Source organism: Inconstantimicrobium porci (genome assembly GCF_009696465.1).
GTDB lineage: Bacteria > Bacillota > Clostridia > Clostridiales > Clostridiaceae > Inconstantimicrobium > Inconstantimicrobium porci.
Map to the genome: position 1 here is coordinate 1 of NZ_VULX01000040.1, position 18,305 is coordinate 18,305.

Annotated in this window: 14 protein-coding genes, 1 tRNA gene, 2 rRNA genes and 1 pseudogene; 7 read left to right on the forward strand and 11 right to left on the reverse strand. The window is 33.1% G+C overall.

Annotated features, from left to right (window positions below):
- Window positions 1-530: 530 nt before the first annotated feature.
- The 7 genes from srtB to FYJ33_RS15130 form a co-directional block, all read right to left on the reverse strand.
- Window positions 531-1,292 carry a class B sortase gene (gene srtB, locus FYJ33_RS15100; protein WP_154532670.1) on the reverse strand — a complete coding sequence of 254 codons (762 nt, stop codon included), beginning with the start codon at window positions 1,290-1,292 and terminating at the stop codon, window positions 531-533.
- 76 nt (window positions 1,293-1,368) lie between these two features.
- Window positions 1,369-3,738: a VWA domain-containing protein gene (locus FYJ33_RS15105; RefSeq protein WP_154532672.1), complete on the reverse strand. Its 2,370-nt coding sequence runs from the start codon at window positions 3,736-3,738 to the stop codon at window positions 1,369-1,371.
- Window positions 3,739-3,740: 2 nt separating this feature from the next.
- Window positions 3,741-4,385: an LPXTG cell wall anchor domain-containing protein gene (locus FYJ33_RS15110; RefSeq protein WP_154532674.1), complete on the reverse strand. Its 645-nt coding sequence runs from the start codon at window positions 4,383-4,385 to the stop codon at window positions 3,741-3,743.
- Between the two features lie 79 nt (window positions 4,386-4,464).
- Window positions 4,465-5,064, reverse strand: a complete 600-nt coding sequence (locus tag FYJ33_RS15115; RefSeq protein WP_154532676.1) for a BsaA family SipW-dependent biofilm matrix protein — start codon at window positions 5,062-5,064, stop codon at window positions 4,465-4,467.
- Between the two features lie 80 nt (window positions 5,065-5,144).
- Entirely contained in the window at window positions 5,145-5,843 is a 699-nt protein-coding gene (locus FYJ33_RS15120; RefSeq protein ID WP_154532678.1) for a BsaA family SipW-dependent biofilm matrix protein, read from the reverse strand.
- Window positions 5,844-5,956: 113 nt separating this feature from the next.
- Complete coding sequence (locus tag FYJ33_RS15125) at window positions 5,957-6,562, reverse strand: hypothetical protein (RefSeq protein WP_154532680.1); 606 nt, start codon at window positions 6,560-6,562, stop codon at window positions 5,957-5,959.
- Window positions 6,555-7,112 (reverse strand): signal peptidase I, encoded by a 558-nt coding sequence (locus FYJ33_RS15130; RefSeq protein ID WP_154532682.1) that lies wholly within the window; start codon window positions 7,110-7,112, stop codon window positions 6,555-6,557. The genes FYJ33_RS15125 and FYJ33_RS15130 overlap by 8 nt, the downstream gene beginning before the upstream one ends.
- Window positions 7,113-7,379: 267 nt before the next feature.
- Between FYJ33_RS15130 and FYJ33_RS15135 the strand changes: the two are divergent.
- Window positions 7,380-7,865: pseudogene (locus tag FYJ33_RS15135) on the forward strand (IS3 family transposase); the annotation flags it as partial.
- A gap of 123 nt (window positions 7,866-7,988) precedes the next feature.
- Here FYJ33_RS15135 and FYJ33_RS15140 read toward each other — a convergent pair.
- Window positions 7,989-8,798 carry a pyruvate, water dikinase regulatory protein gene (locus FYJ33_RS15140; protein ID WP_154532684.1) on the reverse strand — a complete coding sequence of 270 codons (810 nt, stop codon included), beginning with the start codon at window positions 8,796-8,798 and terminating at the stop codon, window positions 7,989-7,991.
- Between the two features lie 216 nt (window positions 8,799-9,014).
- On the opposite strand from FYJ33_RS15140, the gene FYJ33_RS15145 reads away from it, so the two are divergent.
- The 6 genes from FYJ33_RS15145 to FYJ33_RS15170 all read left to right on the forward strand — a co-directional run bounded on the left by FYJ33_RS15145 (window position 9,015) and on the right by FYJ33_RS15170 (window position 17,522).
- Window positions 9,015-9,755, forward strand: coding sequence for a signal peptidase II (locus FYJ33_RS15145; protein ID WP_154532686.1), 741 nt, complete (start codon window positions 9,015-9,017; stop codon window positions 9,753-9,755).
- 74 nt (window positions 9,756-9,829) lie between these two features.
- Window positions 9,830-11,065 carry a [FeFe] hydrogenase H-cluster maturation GTPase HydF gene (gene hydF / locus FYJ33_RS15150; protein ID WP_154532688.1) on the forward strand — a complete coding sequence of 412 codons (1,236 nt, stop codon included), beginning with the start codon at window positions 9,830-9,832 and terminating at the stop codon, window positions 11,063-11,065.
- Between the two features lie 484 nt (window positions 11,066-11,549).
- Window positions 11,550-13,208 carry a glutamate--tRNA ligase gene (gene gltX / locus FYJ33_RS15155; protein ID WP_154532690.1) on the forward strand — a complete coding sequence of 553 codons (1,659 nt, stop codon included), beginning with the start codon at window positions 11,550-11,552 and terminating at the stop codon, window positions 13,206-13,208.
- Window positions 13,209-13,223: 15 nt separating this feature from the next.
- Window positions 13,224-14,672: a nicotinate phosphoribosyltransferase gene (locus FYJ33_RS15160; RefSeq protein WP_154532692.1), complete on the forward strand. Its 1,449-nt coding sequence runs from the start codon at window positions 13,224-13,226 to the stop codon at window positions 14,670-14,672.
- Between the two features lie 310 nt (window positions 14,673-14,982).
- Window positions 14,983-16,827, forward strand: coding sequence for an asparagine synthase (glutamine-hydrolyzing) (asnB, locus tag FYJ33_RS15165; protein WP_154532694.1), 1,845 nt, complete (start codon window positions 14,983-14,985; stop codon window positions 16,825-16,827).
- Between the two features lie 212 nt (window positions 16,828-17,039).
- Window positions 17,040-17,522, forward strand: a complete 483-nt coding sequence (locus FYJ33_RS15170; RefSeq protein WP_154532696.1) for a PTS sugar transporter subunit IIA — start codon at window positions 17,040-17,042, stop codon at window positions 17,520-17,522.
- Window positions 17,523-17,753: 231 nt separating this feature from the next.
- Here the strand turns inward: FYJ33_RS15170 and FYJ33_RS15175 are convergent.
- The 3 genes from FYJ33_RS15175 to FYJ33_RS15185 all read right to left on the reverse strand — a co-directional run.
- Window positions 17,754-17,829 (reverse strand) — tRNA-Lys (locus tag FYJ33_RS15175).
- Window positions 17,830-17,835: 6 nt separating this feature from the next.
- Window positions 17,836-17,953: ribosomal RNA gene (rrf, locus tag FYJ33_RS15180) — 5S ribosomal RNA — on the reverse strand.
- Between the two features lie 225 nt (window positions 17,954-18,178).
- Window positions 18,179-18,305, reverse strand: a 23S ribosomal RNA gene (locus FYJ33_RS15185); the annotation flags it as partial.

Sequence of the window (18,305 nt, forward strand, 5' to 3'; positions counted from 1 at the left end):
CGCTTACTTCTTGGCACAAGAAGTTTCCTTTTGAAAACTATCTTTGTAAGCCTTGAAGTTTAATTGCTTAGCTTAATCTTAGCTTAATTACTAAAAGAATTGCTGGTCTAATAAAAAGTTTGTATAACTTTAATTTCCTCTGTTTAATTTTCAAAGATCATTTTGTTTGTCTGTCTTTCGATAACTTCCTTATCTTATCATTCACAGTGTTTTGTGTCAACACTTTTTTGAAAAGATTTTTTAGAAATTTGAATTTAAATGTGTTTCAATTTTTCATTCATTTTTCTCATCACCTCTTGGCGACATTGACTATCTTATCACTTTTATACATCCATGTTTTTGAGGATTCAGTTAAAATTCGAAATTAAATCTGTAATGATATATTATTCTCTTTCTTTATCCGTTTTTCTACATGTGGCACACCCGGCAGCAATGACACTATAAACATTCCTTAATTAGCCAGTAAAGGCTCATCCAGCCTTATAATCAGCCAAAATTATTATAAAAGATGGTTATCTTTAAGCTTATAATTATGAAACTGATTTAGCTTCAACTACAAGCCTCCCATCATTTATTTCATATGTGCAGGTTACAAGCGTTAATATCCTATCGTTATCAGCGACCTTTATATCTTTATAATAAAAAGACTTAGACTGCATAGCTTTAACTGCCTCGAAAAACTCATCTTTATTACTATAGTTAGTTTTCCCAAGCTCATCATTTGATTTCATAGTATAAACTGAAAACACCTTATAGATATGATCTCCCTCTTTATCCGTAATAACTATATTGTTATCGCCATTAAAAAACTGACTTTCTTTAAATCTCTCAAGCTGATTGAACATATTATTCCTTCTCATATTATGACCATATACAATTACATTTTTATCAGTCTTAACATTATTATCACAGTTAACAAATGGACAGCCTGATATAGATTCCGCTTTATTAATATCATGCTTAAGATAATACTTATTATCGCTGGCTTGTACTACAGGATAATTTATATTAGTATTTTCAACTCTCAGCCAGAACCTATAATCAGTATTTCTTATATTAAGCTTATCATATAATGATTTATATTCTGCCTGATTTGCAGCCTTACTGCTTTTACTCTTATCTGCAGCTTTATCTATATTACCTATCTTATCTACCTTATATTCTTTAGTTATGTCATTATAAGTTTTCTCATCTTTCTTATACCTGTACATTTTTGAAAATACCTTATAGCTCGAAAAAACAATTATTATCACTAATGCAAGTTCTATAATACTTAAAACTTTTCTCTTCATGCCATTCCTCCATTTTTTATATTGAGATATAAGAAAAGCCAGGATATTCTCCCGGCCTCTCGCTAAATATTGAAATCTACTCTGCAAGGTTAAACTCGTTCTTAGAATTAGAACTGTCTCTCCAATAAGTGTTATTAACAAGGTTGTTAGTTACCTTTATATAAACCTTGTTATGCTCCTTTGTAATTTCAAAAGTATCTCCTGTAGTCCAGTCATTATCATTTCCTGTATAGCTATACTGAATAGATGCCTTTTGATAATCCATAGGCACTATTTCAGAAGCTTTGTAAGTTCCTGCAGTAATATAGTTCTTACCCATATCTAATGCATTATTTATCTTTGTTATATCTGTTGATTGTCCTCTTAAATAGAAATCCATAGTAGAAGTTGTTCCTGCTGTCACATTAAAAGCATACCTGCTTAAATCAGCCTGTGTAGCAGTCTTTGGATTAGCAACTTTCTCTATATATATAGGGAATTCATTACTAGTCTTATCTGCTTTGCTTATACCTTTTAAATCAACATACTTACTTACATAAAGCATCCCCTCTACAGGTGCTATATCAACAGTTGGAGATTTAACCTTTATTGGTGTTGCCTGATTATGTGTCTTGGGATCCTTGTAATTTAAGACTGCATCTCCATTATTGGTATTTATTTTATTTCCGCTAAAGTACTTATCTCGTACATTAACAAAAAATGAAACAGATATTTTTACCATACCGTTTTTATCTATTTCCTGTGGAACTTTACTTAAATCAAAAACTATATTTTGTCCATTAACAGATTTAACCATACTGCTTAAGACTTCAGAATCTTTTATTTTAGTATTATTAACACTTACCTTTACATTACTGCCAACATTATTAGGTATTACAAACTCATCTGAAACAACATCAGAAATAACTGCATTATCAACAATGCTGCTGATACTCTGCTTAATCTGATTAGTTATATCTCCAAAAATTGTTCCTATAGCTGCAGTACTTCCTGTACAATACTTATCAGAAAACTTCTTTTTGTCTTTATCATCTTTTATTTTCATAACATTCTGAGTTGAGCTTAAGAAATTAATCATCATATTATTATCAGTAGTATCACTTGATGTAAATCCTACACTATAAAATTTTGCATCAGCATGACGTGGCTTAGGTGGATTTTTAACTGTTCCAGCATTAGAATAATAGTAATAATCTCTATTATTTCTTCCTATTCCACCATAAGAAGTTATGCCTCCTATTACTCTGTTATATTCCTCCTGGGCATATCCAAAACATGCATCTGGAGAATCACTTCCCGGCCCCTTAACATTAGCTGGTGTATTATCCGTTCCTGCCAGATAGAATGTTGGGAGTCCGTCTGTAAACATAACTACAAATCTCATTGCATCTGGTCTATCTTTTTTTGAATCATCTAGAAGTTTTCCAGCCATCTTTATTCCTGCTTCAGTATTTGTACCTTGATTAGTATATATTTTTATTCCTGTCCCTTGACCTCCTACTGCTGTATTAATATCATTTATGCTGGTGCTGAAATTAAGATCAATATTTGCATTCTCAGAAAATGAAGCAATGGCTATTTTAATATTATTACCCTTGTTAATTGATGTATTACCAAGGACGTCTTGTGCTAATTTCTTTACAGATTCTTTTACAGCCTTTATTCTGCTATTATCATAACCACTGCTTGTTCCTCTGCTGTCATAACTCATGCTTGTTGACTTATCAATAACAACTACTATATCAGCCTGTTTAGGATCTGCCTTCTGAATTTTCCCTGCAACATCAAAACTAATTCTATACTGTCCATCTCCAGTCTTTACCGCAGATTTGTTCAGTGTAATCTTTCCCTCTTCTGGATCAGGCACATCTATATTCTCAGGCTTAACATAGATAGTTGGTGATTTTATTTGTAAAAATGTGTCTTTAGTAACCCATCTCGTATGCACAAATGGCCAATTCCAATCGCTGTAAGTTTCCTTGTATTTATATTGATAATTCACTTTAGCACTGCTAGTATTTACATTTTTGTATCCAGACACACCACTCTTTGCCTTTATATTATAAGTTATAGTCTGTGATGAGTTATGTGCCATTGACCCCAATGATTTTAATATAGTATTTCCATTGCTTCCCACAATAGAAAAGCCGTTATCTACAACATCTGTCACAACTACATTATATAGTGTTGTATCATCAGCATGTTTACTTATACTGTTTTTAATATTAAGAGTAACCTTAAACTCTCTCTCTGTATCATCTACTACTTCTACAGACTTTGTAATAGTTATCCTATCATCTGAAGATTGCTGAGAAATTGCTGCAGCCTCTGCTCCTAATGGTTTTGTAAATGGACTTATCATTAATGTGAATAGAAGTATAGATGCTACTAAGATAGGTACTATTCTTTTATCCCAAACATTATGCTTAGCTCTCTTTCTCCTCATATCTATACCTCCTTACTTGCTTTTTTCTTCATAGCTATTGCTATCAATAATATTGAAGCACCTGCTAAAATAATTACATAAGGAATAATGCTGCTGTCACCTGTATGAGGCTGAACAGTAACTTTTGTAGCATTAGGAACTACAGTTCCTTTATTTTGTGCTGTAAATATCCAGTTAACCTGTGCTGTCTTATTCATATATTCATTTCCTGAACTCTGGCCTTCCCACTTAACCTCAGCATGAAGATCAGCTTTGTCGCCAGGATTATATGAACCAAGACTTATATTCTTAATTAGTCCGTCTTCTCCACTTACAGGTCCTTCATAAATAACACTGCCTTTATATGTTACTTTGACCTGAAGTTTTGTAAGAAGGTCATACTGCTCCTTAGGTGTAACCCTTTCTGCTCTCAAATAAAGATCAAATGGGACATCATACTTATTATCAATTGTCATAGTTCTGTCTACTTCATCACCTGGAACCATATTGTCTTTATATAAAAACATTTTGTCTCCAGGTATTACTACTATTCCATTAGCATTCCCCTCCAGCTTCACATTTGAAGGGAGAGTCTCTGCAAAGGCATTTACATTTACTAATAGAAGAAGCGATAAGGTCATTACTATAACTTTCAAATAGTTTTTCACCCTTAACCCTCCTTTAAGATTTATTAACTATCTGAGTAAATTTAAGGACATATAAACGCCCTCACTTAAAAAATACTTTTTATTGCAAATCCTTAAGAGCTTTTCCCAGATCTGATTCTGCTGTTATTCCCCAGTCTGTAAATGCATCATGATCAGCCTGTACACCTTCAGCCTCTACATCAACATCATATCCCTTCCCCTGGTACTTATCATCAGTAGCAGTATTATCTAATGTTACTGAATCCAGAAGATATGATGTCACTCCAGCTGGAGCTACCTTACCTACATAATAATAGTAATCTCCATTCTTAACCCATTTGTTTGTAGTTGGAGAATCAGTCACTTCTCCAGATTTATAATTAAGTTTTATTTTGCTTAATTCCAGGCCAGCTGTATCTGTACCAGTGAACTTAGGTGTTAGTTTTACCCTTATAAACTGAGCATAATCTGCTTTATTTCTAACTGAAACATCCTTATTTACCTCATCTCCAGGCTTAACTGAATTATGAGGTCCATTTTCTGAATCATCAAATACTTCTTCTACCTGTATTCCAGTTTTAGCTGTTGTGAAACTGTTAGTTACAGAATCCTTAGATATAAAATATGCAAGAGTACCTCCTACAACTGCTGTAGTCAAAGCTCCTGCTATAACTAACGATAAAACTTTATTCCTTTTCATTTACTCTTCCTCCATATATTGCTTAATACACAGGTATATAAAATGCCATACCTGTGTATAATTAATTCTTATATTATATTTTATTTTACTGTCTGAGTAGTAGTTGGTATTGGATAAACTGTATTTTGACCTGTTGCTAAAGTGTCACTAGGCTCTTTTTCACCCTTATCAACAGTAAGTCCTTTCAAAGCAGCCTTAACATCATCTGGTGCACCTGCCCAGTCCTTATATGCATCATGATCAGACTGTATAGAATCAGATAAAACTTCAACATCAAAAGCTCCGCCAACATAAGCATTCTGATTCTCTTTAGTACCTACAAACTGTACAGACTTCAATAATAGTGGTGTATAATGACCTGATCCAACTACACCAATATAATAATAGTAGTCTCCTGACTTAAACCATTTTCCTTCTGTTGGTGTTTCTGAAATTGCATCTGTATTAAATACTGGGTTTAAGTTAGTACTAGTACCTTTAACAGCATCTGGAGCTGTCCATGCTGGAGTAATCTTAACTCTTATAAACTGACTATAAGAAGCTGTATTCTGTACCTGAACTTTCTTAGTTACATCAGCACCTGGAGTAAGCTTTGTTGCTTTCTCAGTGTCAAATTTTTCCCAAATATCAAGACCATGTGTTACATCATCATTATAACTTCCTGTAGTAAACTTATTTGTTACATTATCACTAGATGTAAACCAAGCTAATGTTCCTCCAACTATTCCTACTGTCATTACCCCTGCAACTAATAATGAAATTACTTTTTTCTTGTTCATAAATTTTCATTCCCCTTTTATTATTTATAAATTTCCATACTATAAATATATCTAAAGCTCGAACTAGAACTGTTACTTACATTTATTCATATGGATAGAAATCAAAGTTAACTTTATATACCACTTAATTTGTTGAGCATACCTTTTATCCCCTGATCTGAAATGCTCCATGTATGTGTATATACTCCCTTGCCATCAGCATCTTTGCCTGCAAGCACTGCTTCAGACTTTACATCAACCATAAGCTTTTTACCTTTGTATCTGGCTGCTAAATTATCAGGAACTTTTGCAGACACCGACTCTATAATTGAGTCTGTATTCTCATTCGTTGGCACAATCATGTTGTAATAATAATACCCGTCTTTTCCGTCAACCCACTTTGTATCCTTAGCATAATTTATTGTTACTATAGAAGTATCTCCTGCAAAAGGAGTTCCATCTTCATTAACCCACCGAGGGAAAACTGTAACCCTTATAAGTGCAGGGCTTCTACTTTTATTAGTAATCTGAACATTTTTAGTCTTTTGTGAGCCATCCCATGATGTCACATTCTTAAAACCATTTTCATTATTTTCAATATCAATTGTTCCGGTTTTAAAGCTATTGTTTTTAGCATCAGTTGATATAAAACTGGAATATGAACCAGCTATCGCAGTACCACTGATAACTACAGCTGCTGCAACCCCAGCAATACCTACTAAAAACTTCTTTTTAATCATTTATTTCCACCCCTTCTTCTTTCTGCTTTTTCTTATTTCCCCCAACTACATTAACAAGTACAAAAAGCAGAACTCCTACTGCCAATATAATAATGACTATCTGCATTAAGTGATTCTGTATTGACTGCATTGCTATCCCTATCTTATCTACATGGGATACAACTCTTCCAATCAGATACTTTTGAGCAACAGGATTAAGGTCTGTAACATTATTGGCATCGCCTTTAGTTACAAACTCAATTCCTTTATCATTTTTGACACTCTGTACCCTATGAGTAGTTATATTCTTACTGTTAGCACTTGCAAAAGTTATAATGTCTCCAGTCTTAACCTGTGATGGCTCTACATCTTTGACAATAACAAGATCTCCTGGTGCAATAGTAGGTGTCATACTTCCTGTAAGTACCACGTAGAACTTATATCCAAAAATAGAAGGCTGGACACCTGATTTTTTAGCTTTAATCATTATGCACGATACTGCTATCAATGCTATAATTACTGCATAAAAAACTATATTTCCTACTACCTTCCACACTCTTCTTACTTTCATCAAATACTCCCCCTACACTTCTGCTTCATTTTTTCTTCCTCTTTTTTGATCACTACTATACTATATTTTTATGTTGTAACTTTTATGATACTTTTTTCATTTTGGGGTATAAAAAAAAGCATATCATTTATTAAAATGGAACCTATATAGTAGACACTCAAAAAAGAGAATCTATTAAAATAGGTTCTTACCACAAAAATATAGTAAGTCACCTTTGTAAAGTTTCAGGGGTTTCACGTTCGGGATATTATAGATATTTAAAAACGAAAGATTCAACTAACAGATATAACATACCTGCCATATGGAAATAACCAGATGGCTTATTTGTCTACCATCAAAGATGGATCGACGAATGAAATTCTAGCTTATAATTTATCTAATAGAATAACCTTAGACATAGCTATAGATACAATATATAAATTAATGAAAAAACGTAACTTTACTCTACATAAAGATGCATTTATACACTCCGATCAAGGCAGCCATTATACAAGCCCTAAATTCCAAAAATTATTAAAACATTATAATTTAGGACAATCTATGTCTCGACGTGGTAACTGTTGGGACAATGCTCCGCAAGAATCATTTTTCGGACATATGAAAGATGAAATTGATTATAAAAGTTGTACAACTTTATCTCAGCTTGAAAAAGTTATTGATAAATATATGAAGTATTATAATAATCATCGTTATCAATGGAATTTAAAAAAGCTGACTCCTGTTGAATACAGAAATCAGCTTCTTGCTGCATAACTCTTTTTTTATAGTGTCCTTGACATAGGTACCACTTTATATAATATGATTGCTTTTTTAATTATTTAGCCTCACTGCGACTTCTTTTTTAGTTGTTAATGTAGAATAATATAAGTTTTTTAATTATTTTATTCGACTAAGTTCGTTCATAATAATAAGAGCTGTATCTTCAATTGCCCTATGTGTTATATCAATTTTCCTGCAGCCTACCTTTCTCATGATTTTATCTGAGAAATCAAGTTCTTCTAGAACTCTGGCATCACCTGCATACTCAATTTCTGAAGAAATACGCTTAAACTTATCAAGCCTCTTCTTTCTTATCTCAATAAGCTGCATTGGATCAATTGTTAGCCCAAAAACTCTTCTTCTGTCTATTTCATATAATTCATCGGGTACACCTACTTCTGGTACAAGTGGTATGTTGATTGCTTTTATACCCTTATTGGCAAGATACATGCTAAGCGGAGTCTTAGAAGTTCTTGAAAGTCCGATAAGCACCACATCTGCATTATGAAGCCCCCTGTAATCCTTGGAATCATCATACTGCATTGCAAATTCCATTGCCTCAATCCTCTTAAAGTAAATTTCATCAGTCTTCCATACAGCACCTGGATGATAATCTGGCTGAGTATTAAGTATTGTTGATGCCACATTGATAATTGGTCCAAGCACATTGATTATATTTATGTTCTTTTCAATACATTTCTGGGTAAGGTATTCTCTTGTATTTACTGTAACTATTGTTGAGACAATCATCACGTCATTCTCTTCATCCTGTAGTGATGTGACAAATTCCTCTACATCTGATCTTGTCTTTATGTATGGTATTCTCTGAACATCGACAGTTTTATCTTTAAACTGACTAGCTGCAGCTACTGCAACCTGTTCTGCTGTCTCTCCTATGGAGTCTGAAACTGCAAATATTTTTAGCATATTATCACTCCTCATTTTTATGTTACTGTTTACATTAAATTTTATACTCTTTTTTTACATTTTTCTACCTTATCTCTGCTTATTACTTTTTACATTATTTTTATATCCCTTGACAGCCAAATTAATCCTTCCACTTGCTTCATTATATGATAAAATTTATTTATACACATTTTATAGCTGTTAGATAAACAAGCAGCAGTTTTTGGAGGTAACATCATGAAAAAGAAAACTCTTGCAGCAACAGCACTGCTGCCTATATACTGGATAGTTTATTTCCTGTTTGAATTAGTAACAGGAAGAGTACATGACACAAAACAGATTGCATTCAACATAGTTTTTATAATCTTGTTTGCAGTTACAGGATTCATTCTTTTTAAAATAGGAATGAAACTAGAATCAGGTATTTCAGCAAAATCAGTAATTGCAAACTTACTTATATTTCTTATTATTGACCAAGGCATAAAGTTTATAATACACAAATGGTTTTTCAACAAAAGATTCGTTATAGTAAAAGACATATTAAGCTTTGATCCGATAATCAATTCTCAAGGTTCATGGCTTAATGCAAGATTTGGTACCAACGTAAGCTTTACAACACTTATAATTTTCAATATAGTCGGCCTTTTCTTAATTGCCGAGTTATACAGATATGCTCTATATAATAATTATAAATGTTTCTGGCTTGACTTCACATTTATCTTTATGTTCTCAGGTGCAGTATGTTCATTAATTGATAAAGCATGCTACGGCGGAAGCCTTGATTTTATCGGAATAATGCCATTGTTCATAGCAGACATAAAAGATATCTACATCTGTCTTGCACTATTCTTCTTTGTATTATTCTTCTACCTGACAGATTCATTCAAAGATGACAGCGAAAGCTCACTTAAAGACGACATACAGACAGTAAAAAGATTCTTTGTATTTATAAAGAAAGACATCACTAGAAAACTATAAATCTATTTCAATAATAACTTACAAACCAACGAATTGAAAAAATATAAAATATATAAAAGATTGGGGACTTTTAAATGTTAACTACACCACGCTCAAACAGGCTACATATTGGATTTTTCGGCAAAAGAAATGCTGGAAAGTCAAGTATCGTCAATTCACTTACAAATCAACACATTTCTCTCGTTTCTGACACTCCAGGAACAACTACTGATCCAGTAATAAAGTCTATGGAACTTCTTCCTATAGGTCCAATAGCAGTAATCGATACTGCCGGACTTGATGATGAAGGTTCTTTAGGAAAACTTAGAATAAAAAAATCAATAGAGATAATGGACAGAACTGATCTTGCTGTTCTTGTATTTAATGCGGAATTACTAAAAAATAATGAAAATTTTGATTTTGAAAAGAAATGGTTTAATGAACTGTCAAGGAAAAACACACCTATGGTAGCCGTTTTGAACAAAATTGATACTATTAAAGATAATACCAAACTGTTGGACAAGTTGTGCACTGATATCAAAAATGAATTTCATATACCAGTCGTCAAAATGAGTGCAATGAACAAACTAGATATATTCAGCCTTAAAGATGCACTTATCAAAGCTTCTCCATCTGATTTTGAGAAAGATGCTCTTGTTGGAGATATAATAAAGAAAAAGGATCTTGTTCTACTTGTTGCTCCACAAGATATACAGGCCCCAAAAGGCAGACTAATACTTCCCGAAGCTCAAACAATTCGAGATCTTTTAGATAATAATGCTATGGTACTTTCAGTTACTATTTCTGAACTTGAAGACGCTTTAGCATGTCTTAAAGACAAACCTGCTCTTGTAATTACTGATTCACAGGTATTCAAAACTGTTAATTCAATCGTACCAAAAGATGTACCTCTTACTTCTTTCTCTATACTTATGGCCAGATATAAGGGTGACTTGAAGACTCTTGTTGATGGTGCAAAAGCACTAGATACACTTGAAGATGGTGACAAAGTACTTATAGCAGAAGCATGTACACATCATCCCCTAAAGGGAGATATTGCAAGAGAAAAGATTCCAAGATGGATACGAGAAAAGTATAAAAAAGATATCGAATTTACAAATATAACAGGTGTAGATTTCCCCGGAAATTTGTCAGAATACAAAGTAATAATACAATGTGGCAGTTGTATGTTCACAAGAAAACAACTTATGTCAAGAATAATTAAAGCTGAGGCCAATACAGTTCCAATAACAAACTTCGGAGTTGCAATCGCTCATTTAAATGGAATACTTCCTCGCGTAATAGAAATGTTTCCAAAGTTAAATGATTAATATTAAAGCTTGTCTTTATCTTGCTTTTAAAATATATTAACGCTATAATATATTAAGTAAAATTTAATATAAGCAGCGTTGAAAAAGAAGAGTATATAAGCAGTGATTTTAAAGGGAGTCGATGATAGTGGAAATTCGATATTTCATCTTATAGAAGGAAGCTTTGGAGTTGTAATTTTTAAAGAGGGTTTTTAACCAATTTAGGTGGTACCGCGGAATTATGCTTTCGTCCTAATTTTAGGATGGAGGCTTTTTTTATTATTAAACAATATAGGTCTCTCGCACATTCTATATATTTAGTCAACAAATGATATTGATAAACCAGATTTTGAATAAGTGCACATCGCATAGAGCATAACACAAAGTATGCGTTATGAATTATGCACTATAAATTAATCCAGAAGTTTATATTATTATTTACAAGATTATCTTAGTGCAGTAGCTATATCAATAAAAAAATTTAACTTATGAAAGGATTGAAATTATGCATAACGAAATTTTAGCAGATCTTTTATTCCCTAACACAGACAAAACACCTGACTACTATCTTGCTAAATATCCTGCAAGAAGTCTTCCAGAAGGTGCTAAGGTTACAAGATATGCTCCAAGTCCAACTGGATTCCAGCATATAGGAGGTGTCTTTGCAGCACTTGTCAACGAAAGATTAGCAAGTCAGAGCAACGGTATTTTCTATCTTAGAATAGAAGATACAGACCAAAAGAGAGAAGTTGAAGGAGCTATTGAAGATACAATTGCAACTATGAACAACTTCGGAATGAACTTTAGCGAAGGTATGACTGGTGAAACTACTGAAAAAGGTAACTATGGTCCATACAAGCAAAGTTTAAGAAAAGAAATATACGAAACATTTGCTAAGGATTTAGTAAGAAAAGGATTAGCTTATCCTTGCTTCTGTAGCGCAGAAGAATTAACTGAACTTAGAGAAAAGCAGATGGCTGAGAAAGTTACTCCTGGATATCACGGAGAATATGCAAAATGTAGAAACTTAACTACTGAAGAAGCAGCTGAAAGAGTTAAAAACGGTGAAAACTGGATTCTAAGATTAAAATCACCTGGAGATCCTGAACACAGAGTTAAGTTCCACGACTTAATCAAAGGAAATATATCATTCCCAGAAAATGATCAGGATATAGTTCTTATAAAATCTGACGGACTACCAACTTATCATTTTGCACATGCTATAGATGATGCTTTAATGGGAACTACTCACGTTATAAGAGGAGAAGAATGGTTATCTTCACTTCCAATACATGTACAGTTATTCTCAGTGCTTGGATTCAAGACTCCAGAATATGCTCATATTCCTCAAATAATGAAGCTTGATAACGGCACAAAGAGAAAGCTAAGTAAAAGAAAAGACCCAGAAAGCGCAGTTTCATATTATAAAGAACAAGGATATCCTGTTACTTCAGTTATAGAATATCTTTTAAATATAATTAATTCTACTTTCGAAGACTGGAGACATGAAAATCCATATTTAGACTATCATAACTTCGAAGTTGAACTTAACAAAATGAGCAAGAGTGGTGCTTTATTCGACATCATCAAACTTAACGATGTGAGCAAGAACGTAATTTGTAAATTCAAGGCTGATGTTGTCTATGACCAATACACAACTTGGGCAAAAGAATTCGACAAGAAGATGTATGACTTAGTTACAGCTAATGAAGCTATGAGCAAAGAAATCTTCAATATCGACAAAGAAGGTCCTAAGCCAAGAAAAGACTTTGCTAAATGGAGCGATGTAGAAGAAAAGATTTACTACTTCTTCGATGAATTATTCTATAACGAATCAAAAGAAACTATAGAATATCCTAAGAACGTAAATCAAGAAGAAGCTAAGAGAGTTATTACAGAATACAAGAAGATATTTGATATTACAAAGGATCAGAACGACTGGTTCTCAGATTTAAAAGAGATGGCAGTGGAAATGGGATATGCTGCTGACAGGAAGAGCTACAAGAAAGACCCTGAAGCATTCAAGGGAATGGTTTCTGATGTAGCTGGTATAGTAAGAACAGCACTTACTCATAGAACAAACACTCCAGATCTTTATACTATAATGCAGATACTTGGTGAAGAAAAAGTTCAAGAAAGATTTAATAAATTCCTAGAACTATAAGAGGAGACTTAACTAATGAAGAGAGAAAATTTAACTATGCTTGCTGATTTCTATGAAATCACTATGGCTAACGGTTTTTTAGAGCATGGAATGGGTGAAAAAACAGCCGTATTCGATATGTTCTTCAGAAAGGTTCCTGATGATGGTGGATTTGCCATCATGGCAGGAGTTGCACAGCTTGTAGATTATCTTAAAAACTTAAAATTTACAGATGAGGATATTGAATATTTAAGAGAAAAAAACTTATTCAGTGAAAAGTTCCTTGATTACCTAAAAAACTTTAAATTCTCATGCGATGTCTGGGCAATTGATGAAGGTACTCCTATTTTCCCAGGAGAACCTATTGTAACTGTCAAAGGTCCTGCAATCCAGGCTCAGTTCATAGAAACTATGGTTCTTGTTACAATCAATCACCAGAGCTTGATCGCTACAAAGGCTAATAGAATTGTAAGAGCTGCAAAAGGTAGAGTTGTTGCAGAATTCGGCTCAAGAAGAGCTCAAAGTTATGATGCTGCTATCTTAGGTGCAAGAGCAGCTTATATAGGTGGTGTTGATGGAACGGCATGTACAATCACTGAACAGCTTTTTGGAATTCAGACTTATGGAACAATGGCTCATTCATGGGTTCAGATGTTTGACAGTGAATATGAAGCATTTAAATCTTTCGTTGAGACTTACCCTGATAACTCAATATTGCTTATCGACACATATAATGTATTAAAATCAGGTGTACCAAACGCAATAAAAGTTGCAAAAGAAGTTCTTGAGCCTATGGGCAAGAGACTTAAGGGTGTAAGAATAGATAGTGGTGATATTGCTTACCTTAGCAAAAAGACAAGAAAAATGCTTGACGAAGCAGGACTTACTGACTGCAAGATCATGGCTTCAAACTCACTTGATGAATATCTTATAAGAGATCTTATGCTACAAGATGCTAAAATAGATTCCTTTGGTGTAGGTGAAAGACTTATCACAGCAAAATCTTCTCCAGTCTTTGGTGGAGTTTATAAGCTAGTTGCTGTTGGTGACAATGATGCTAACCTTACTCCAAAGATAAAGATTAGTGAAAATGTTGAGAAGGTAACTACTCCAGGGTTTAAATCTTTATATAGATTCTACGACAAGGACACTAACAAGGCACTTGCTGATTTAATAACACTTCATGATGAAAAAATAGATGAGAGTAAGCCATATGTTATATTCCATCCTCTTTTCCATTGGAAGAAGACAAAACTTGAAAACTACTATGTAAAACCTTTATTAACACAGCTGTTCAAAAATGGCGAATGTGTTTATGAAGATAAGTCAGTAGATGAAATAAGAAGCTATTGTGCTAAAGAAGTAGAATCTTTATGGGATGAAGTTAAGAGGTTTGAAAATCCTCATACTTACTATGTTGATTTATCTCAGGACCTTTGGGACCTAAAAATAAAGCTTCTAGATAACTTCGGAAATAACAATTAATTTGATAAGTTTTATCTAATATTATCAGATAAAGGCCAAGGCACTGCTTCTGACTACAATGACTTAAATGTAAAAGAAAATTATAAAATAGTTAAGTAATTTATAAACAGCTTAGTAAATTTAATTTACTAGGCTGTTTTTTTATATGAATATATTATCCGAATTCATACATACGCAAAATGTTGATTTTTGTTACTTAACAATCCTTAATTTATATATTGTATTTTATTGCTTTATAAATGCAAATTAACAGTACAATAAACAAGTTTTTAACATAGGATATAACATATTTTGATAGAAGGTGATTAATATGTGTGGAATAGCAGGATGGGTAGATTTTAAAAATAATCTGTCCTTAAAATATAACATCATAAAAGATATGACAGAAACACTAAAGAAGAGAGGTCCTGATAATCATGGATATTATATAAAAGAGAATGTACTCTTTGGACATAGACGTCTTATTGTAGTTGACCCAGAAGGCGGTGCTCAACCAATGGTAAAAAAAATTACTGGTAGAGAATACTGCATTATATACAATGGAGAACTTTATAACACTGAGGATTTAAGAAAAGAGTTATATACTGAAGGTTATTCCTTCACATCATATTCTGATACTGAGGTGCTGCTTACATCATATATCTGCTGGGGAAAAGAATGTGTGAAAAAATTAAATGGTATTTTTGCTTTTGCTATATATGATGACTTAAACAAATCTGTCTTTATTGCCAGAGACCATCTTGGCGTAAAACCTTTATTTTATACAAAAAAAGATTCATCTCTTATATTCGGCTCAGAAATAAAAACTTTACTTGCTCACCCAGATGTGGAAGCCGTTGTTGATAGAGACGGCCTTACTGAACTTTTCTCATTAGGACCTGCTGTTAAACCAGGTACTGCTATTTTCAAAAATATAAAAGAGGTTCCTCCTGGTCATTATCTATATTTAACATCTGATAGTAAATGTGTCTTGCAAAAATACTGGGATATATCTGCAGAAGAAAATACTGAAAGCGTAGATGAGGCAATTGAACATACTCGTTTTCTGCTTACTGATGCAATAAAACGCCAGCTAGTAGGCGATGTACCTCTTTGTACATTTCTATCAGGAGGACTAGATTCAAGCGCTATATCAGCTATAGCTGCAGATGATTTTAGAGTAAAAGGCAAACAGCTTACAACATACTCTATAGATTATGAGGATAACAGTAAGTTTTTTAAGGCAACACTATTTGAACCTAGTTCCGATAAGTATTATGCCCAAATGATGGCAGATGTCCTGCATACAGATCATAGAAATGTTGTGCTTCAGCATGATCGTCTTGTTGCTGCATTAAAAGATGCCGTAATTGCTAGGGACCTTCCAGGAATGGCTGATGTTGATTCATCTCTACTTTTATTCTGTAAAGAAGTACGCAAAGATTTTATAATTGCTCTTTCAGGTGAATGTGCAGATGAAATCTTTGGAGGCTATCCATGGTTTACAAAAAAAGAACTAATTAATTCAGATACATTCCCATGGTCAAGATTTGTACCAGATAGAAAAAAGATTCTGTCAGACGACTTTAAATCTTTAAAAATAGAAGACTGTACAAACGAAAATTATCTTCATACTTTAAGAGAAGTCCCTCATTTAGATAATGAAACACCAGAACAGCATAGAATGCGTGAATTATTCTACCTTAATATAAAATGGTTTATGATGACTCTTCTGAACAGGAAAGACAGATGCAGCATGATTAACAGTCTTGAGGTGCGAGTTCCTTTTGCTGACCACAGGATTGTTCAATATGCTTTTAATCTTCCTGATAAAATTAAATTTTTAAATGGACGTGAAAAAGGACTTCTTAGAAAATCATTAGAAGGAATTCTTCCGCAAGAAATAATATACAGAAAAAAGAGTCCCTATCCTAAAACACACAATCCTGTTTATACAGATCTTGTATGCTCAGAAATGAGCCGTGTTTTAAACGATAATAGTTCACCTATACTTCCACTTATAGATACTGACTTTGTCAAGAATATGATTTTAACAAAAGGTTCATCTTACACAAATCCATGGTATGGTCAGTTAATGACAGGTCCACAGCTTTTGGCATATTTATATCAAATTAATGTCTGGCTTAAAGAATATAAAATTAAATTAGAAGTATAATAATACTGACTAGAATAAAGTAAAAAAACATCAGAAATATTTTTAATATTGACTTTAGATTAAAATACCCCTATAATATGAAATGTGTAAACATGTTACTGTTAAATCAGGCATAAGTTTCTATAGTTTAGGGACTTATGCCTTTTTTATATTAAACTTATTATATTATAATTACTTATGAGTAAATACACATGTGAAAGGATGTTTTTATTATGTTCGGATTTTTTAAGAAAGAATCTAAATTTGTAGCTCCAATTGATGGAAAGGTTATGAATTTATCAGATGTACCAGATCCAGTTTTCGCTGAAAAAATGGCAGGAGACGGTGTTGCAATTGACACAACAGGAGATACAATAGTTGCTCCATGTGATGGTGAATTAACTTTAGTATTCAAAACTAACCATGCTTTTGCTATGACACTTAGCAATGGTGTTGAATTACTTGTTCATATCGGAATCGATACAGTTTCTTTAAACGGAGAAGGTTTTGAAAGACTTCAGGAACAAGGAACTACAGTTAAAGCTGGAACTCCAATAATCAAAATTAACAGAGATATCATAACAGGAAAAGGACTTTCATTAATAACTCCAGTTCTTGTAACAAATGTTGATAACGTAAAAGACTTAACTCCAGTTTCTGTTGGCCAAAACGTAACAGCTGGAAATGATACTGTTTTAACTTATAAAGTAAAATAATTTTATTATTAAACATATTTAATTAAAATAGTCCACAATTATTGTATACTACTTGTACAATATTGTGGACTATTTTGCTATTTATGTGGATAACTCTATATTAATTTGTAAAGTATCTTATAATCTAATTTAATTGCTTCATAGCATCACAGATTATATCATTAAAAAATTATGTTTTTTAATGCAATTTCCTTTACATTAAAAAAAACACTTAACAAAAGTTAAGTGTTTTGGTGATCCACCCGGGAATCGAACCCGGGACACCATGATTAAAAGTCATGTGCTCTACCGACTGAGCTAGTGAATCATACTAACCTGGCTACCACCTACTCTCCCACACGGTTCCCCATGCAGTACCATCAGCTGTAATTGGCTTAACCATCCTGTTCGGAATGGGAAGGGGTGTAACCCAAAAACACATCATAACCAGATATAAGTTTTGTCAAAATCTACGATTTTGCCAACAAAACTTTACTCCTCAGCTTTGCTGAGCGAGTGTCCTTTATCTACTCCAAATCTTGGATTTGGTTTAGCAGAAGTTACTCATTCGAACGCAGTGAGAAGGAGTTTCCTTTTCTTCTTTGTTCATAACTTCTATTACTCAAAGAACAAAATGTTCTTTCAAAATTGCATATAAGTTTCATTACATTTCTTAATTGGTCAAGCCCTCGATCTATTAGTATCAGTCAGCTAAATATGTTACCACACTTACACCTCTGACCTATCAACCTTGTGTTCTTCAAGGGATCTTACTAGCTTACGCTATGGGAAATCTAATCTTGA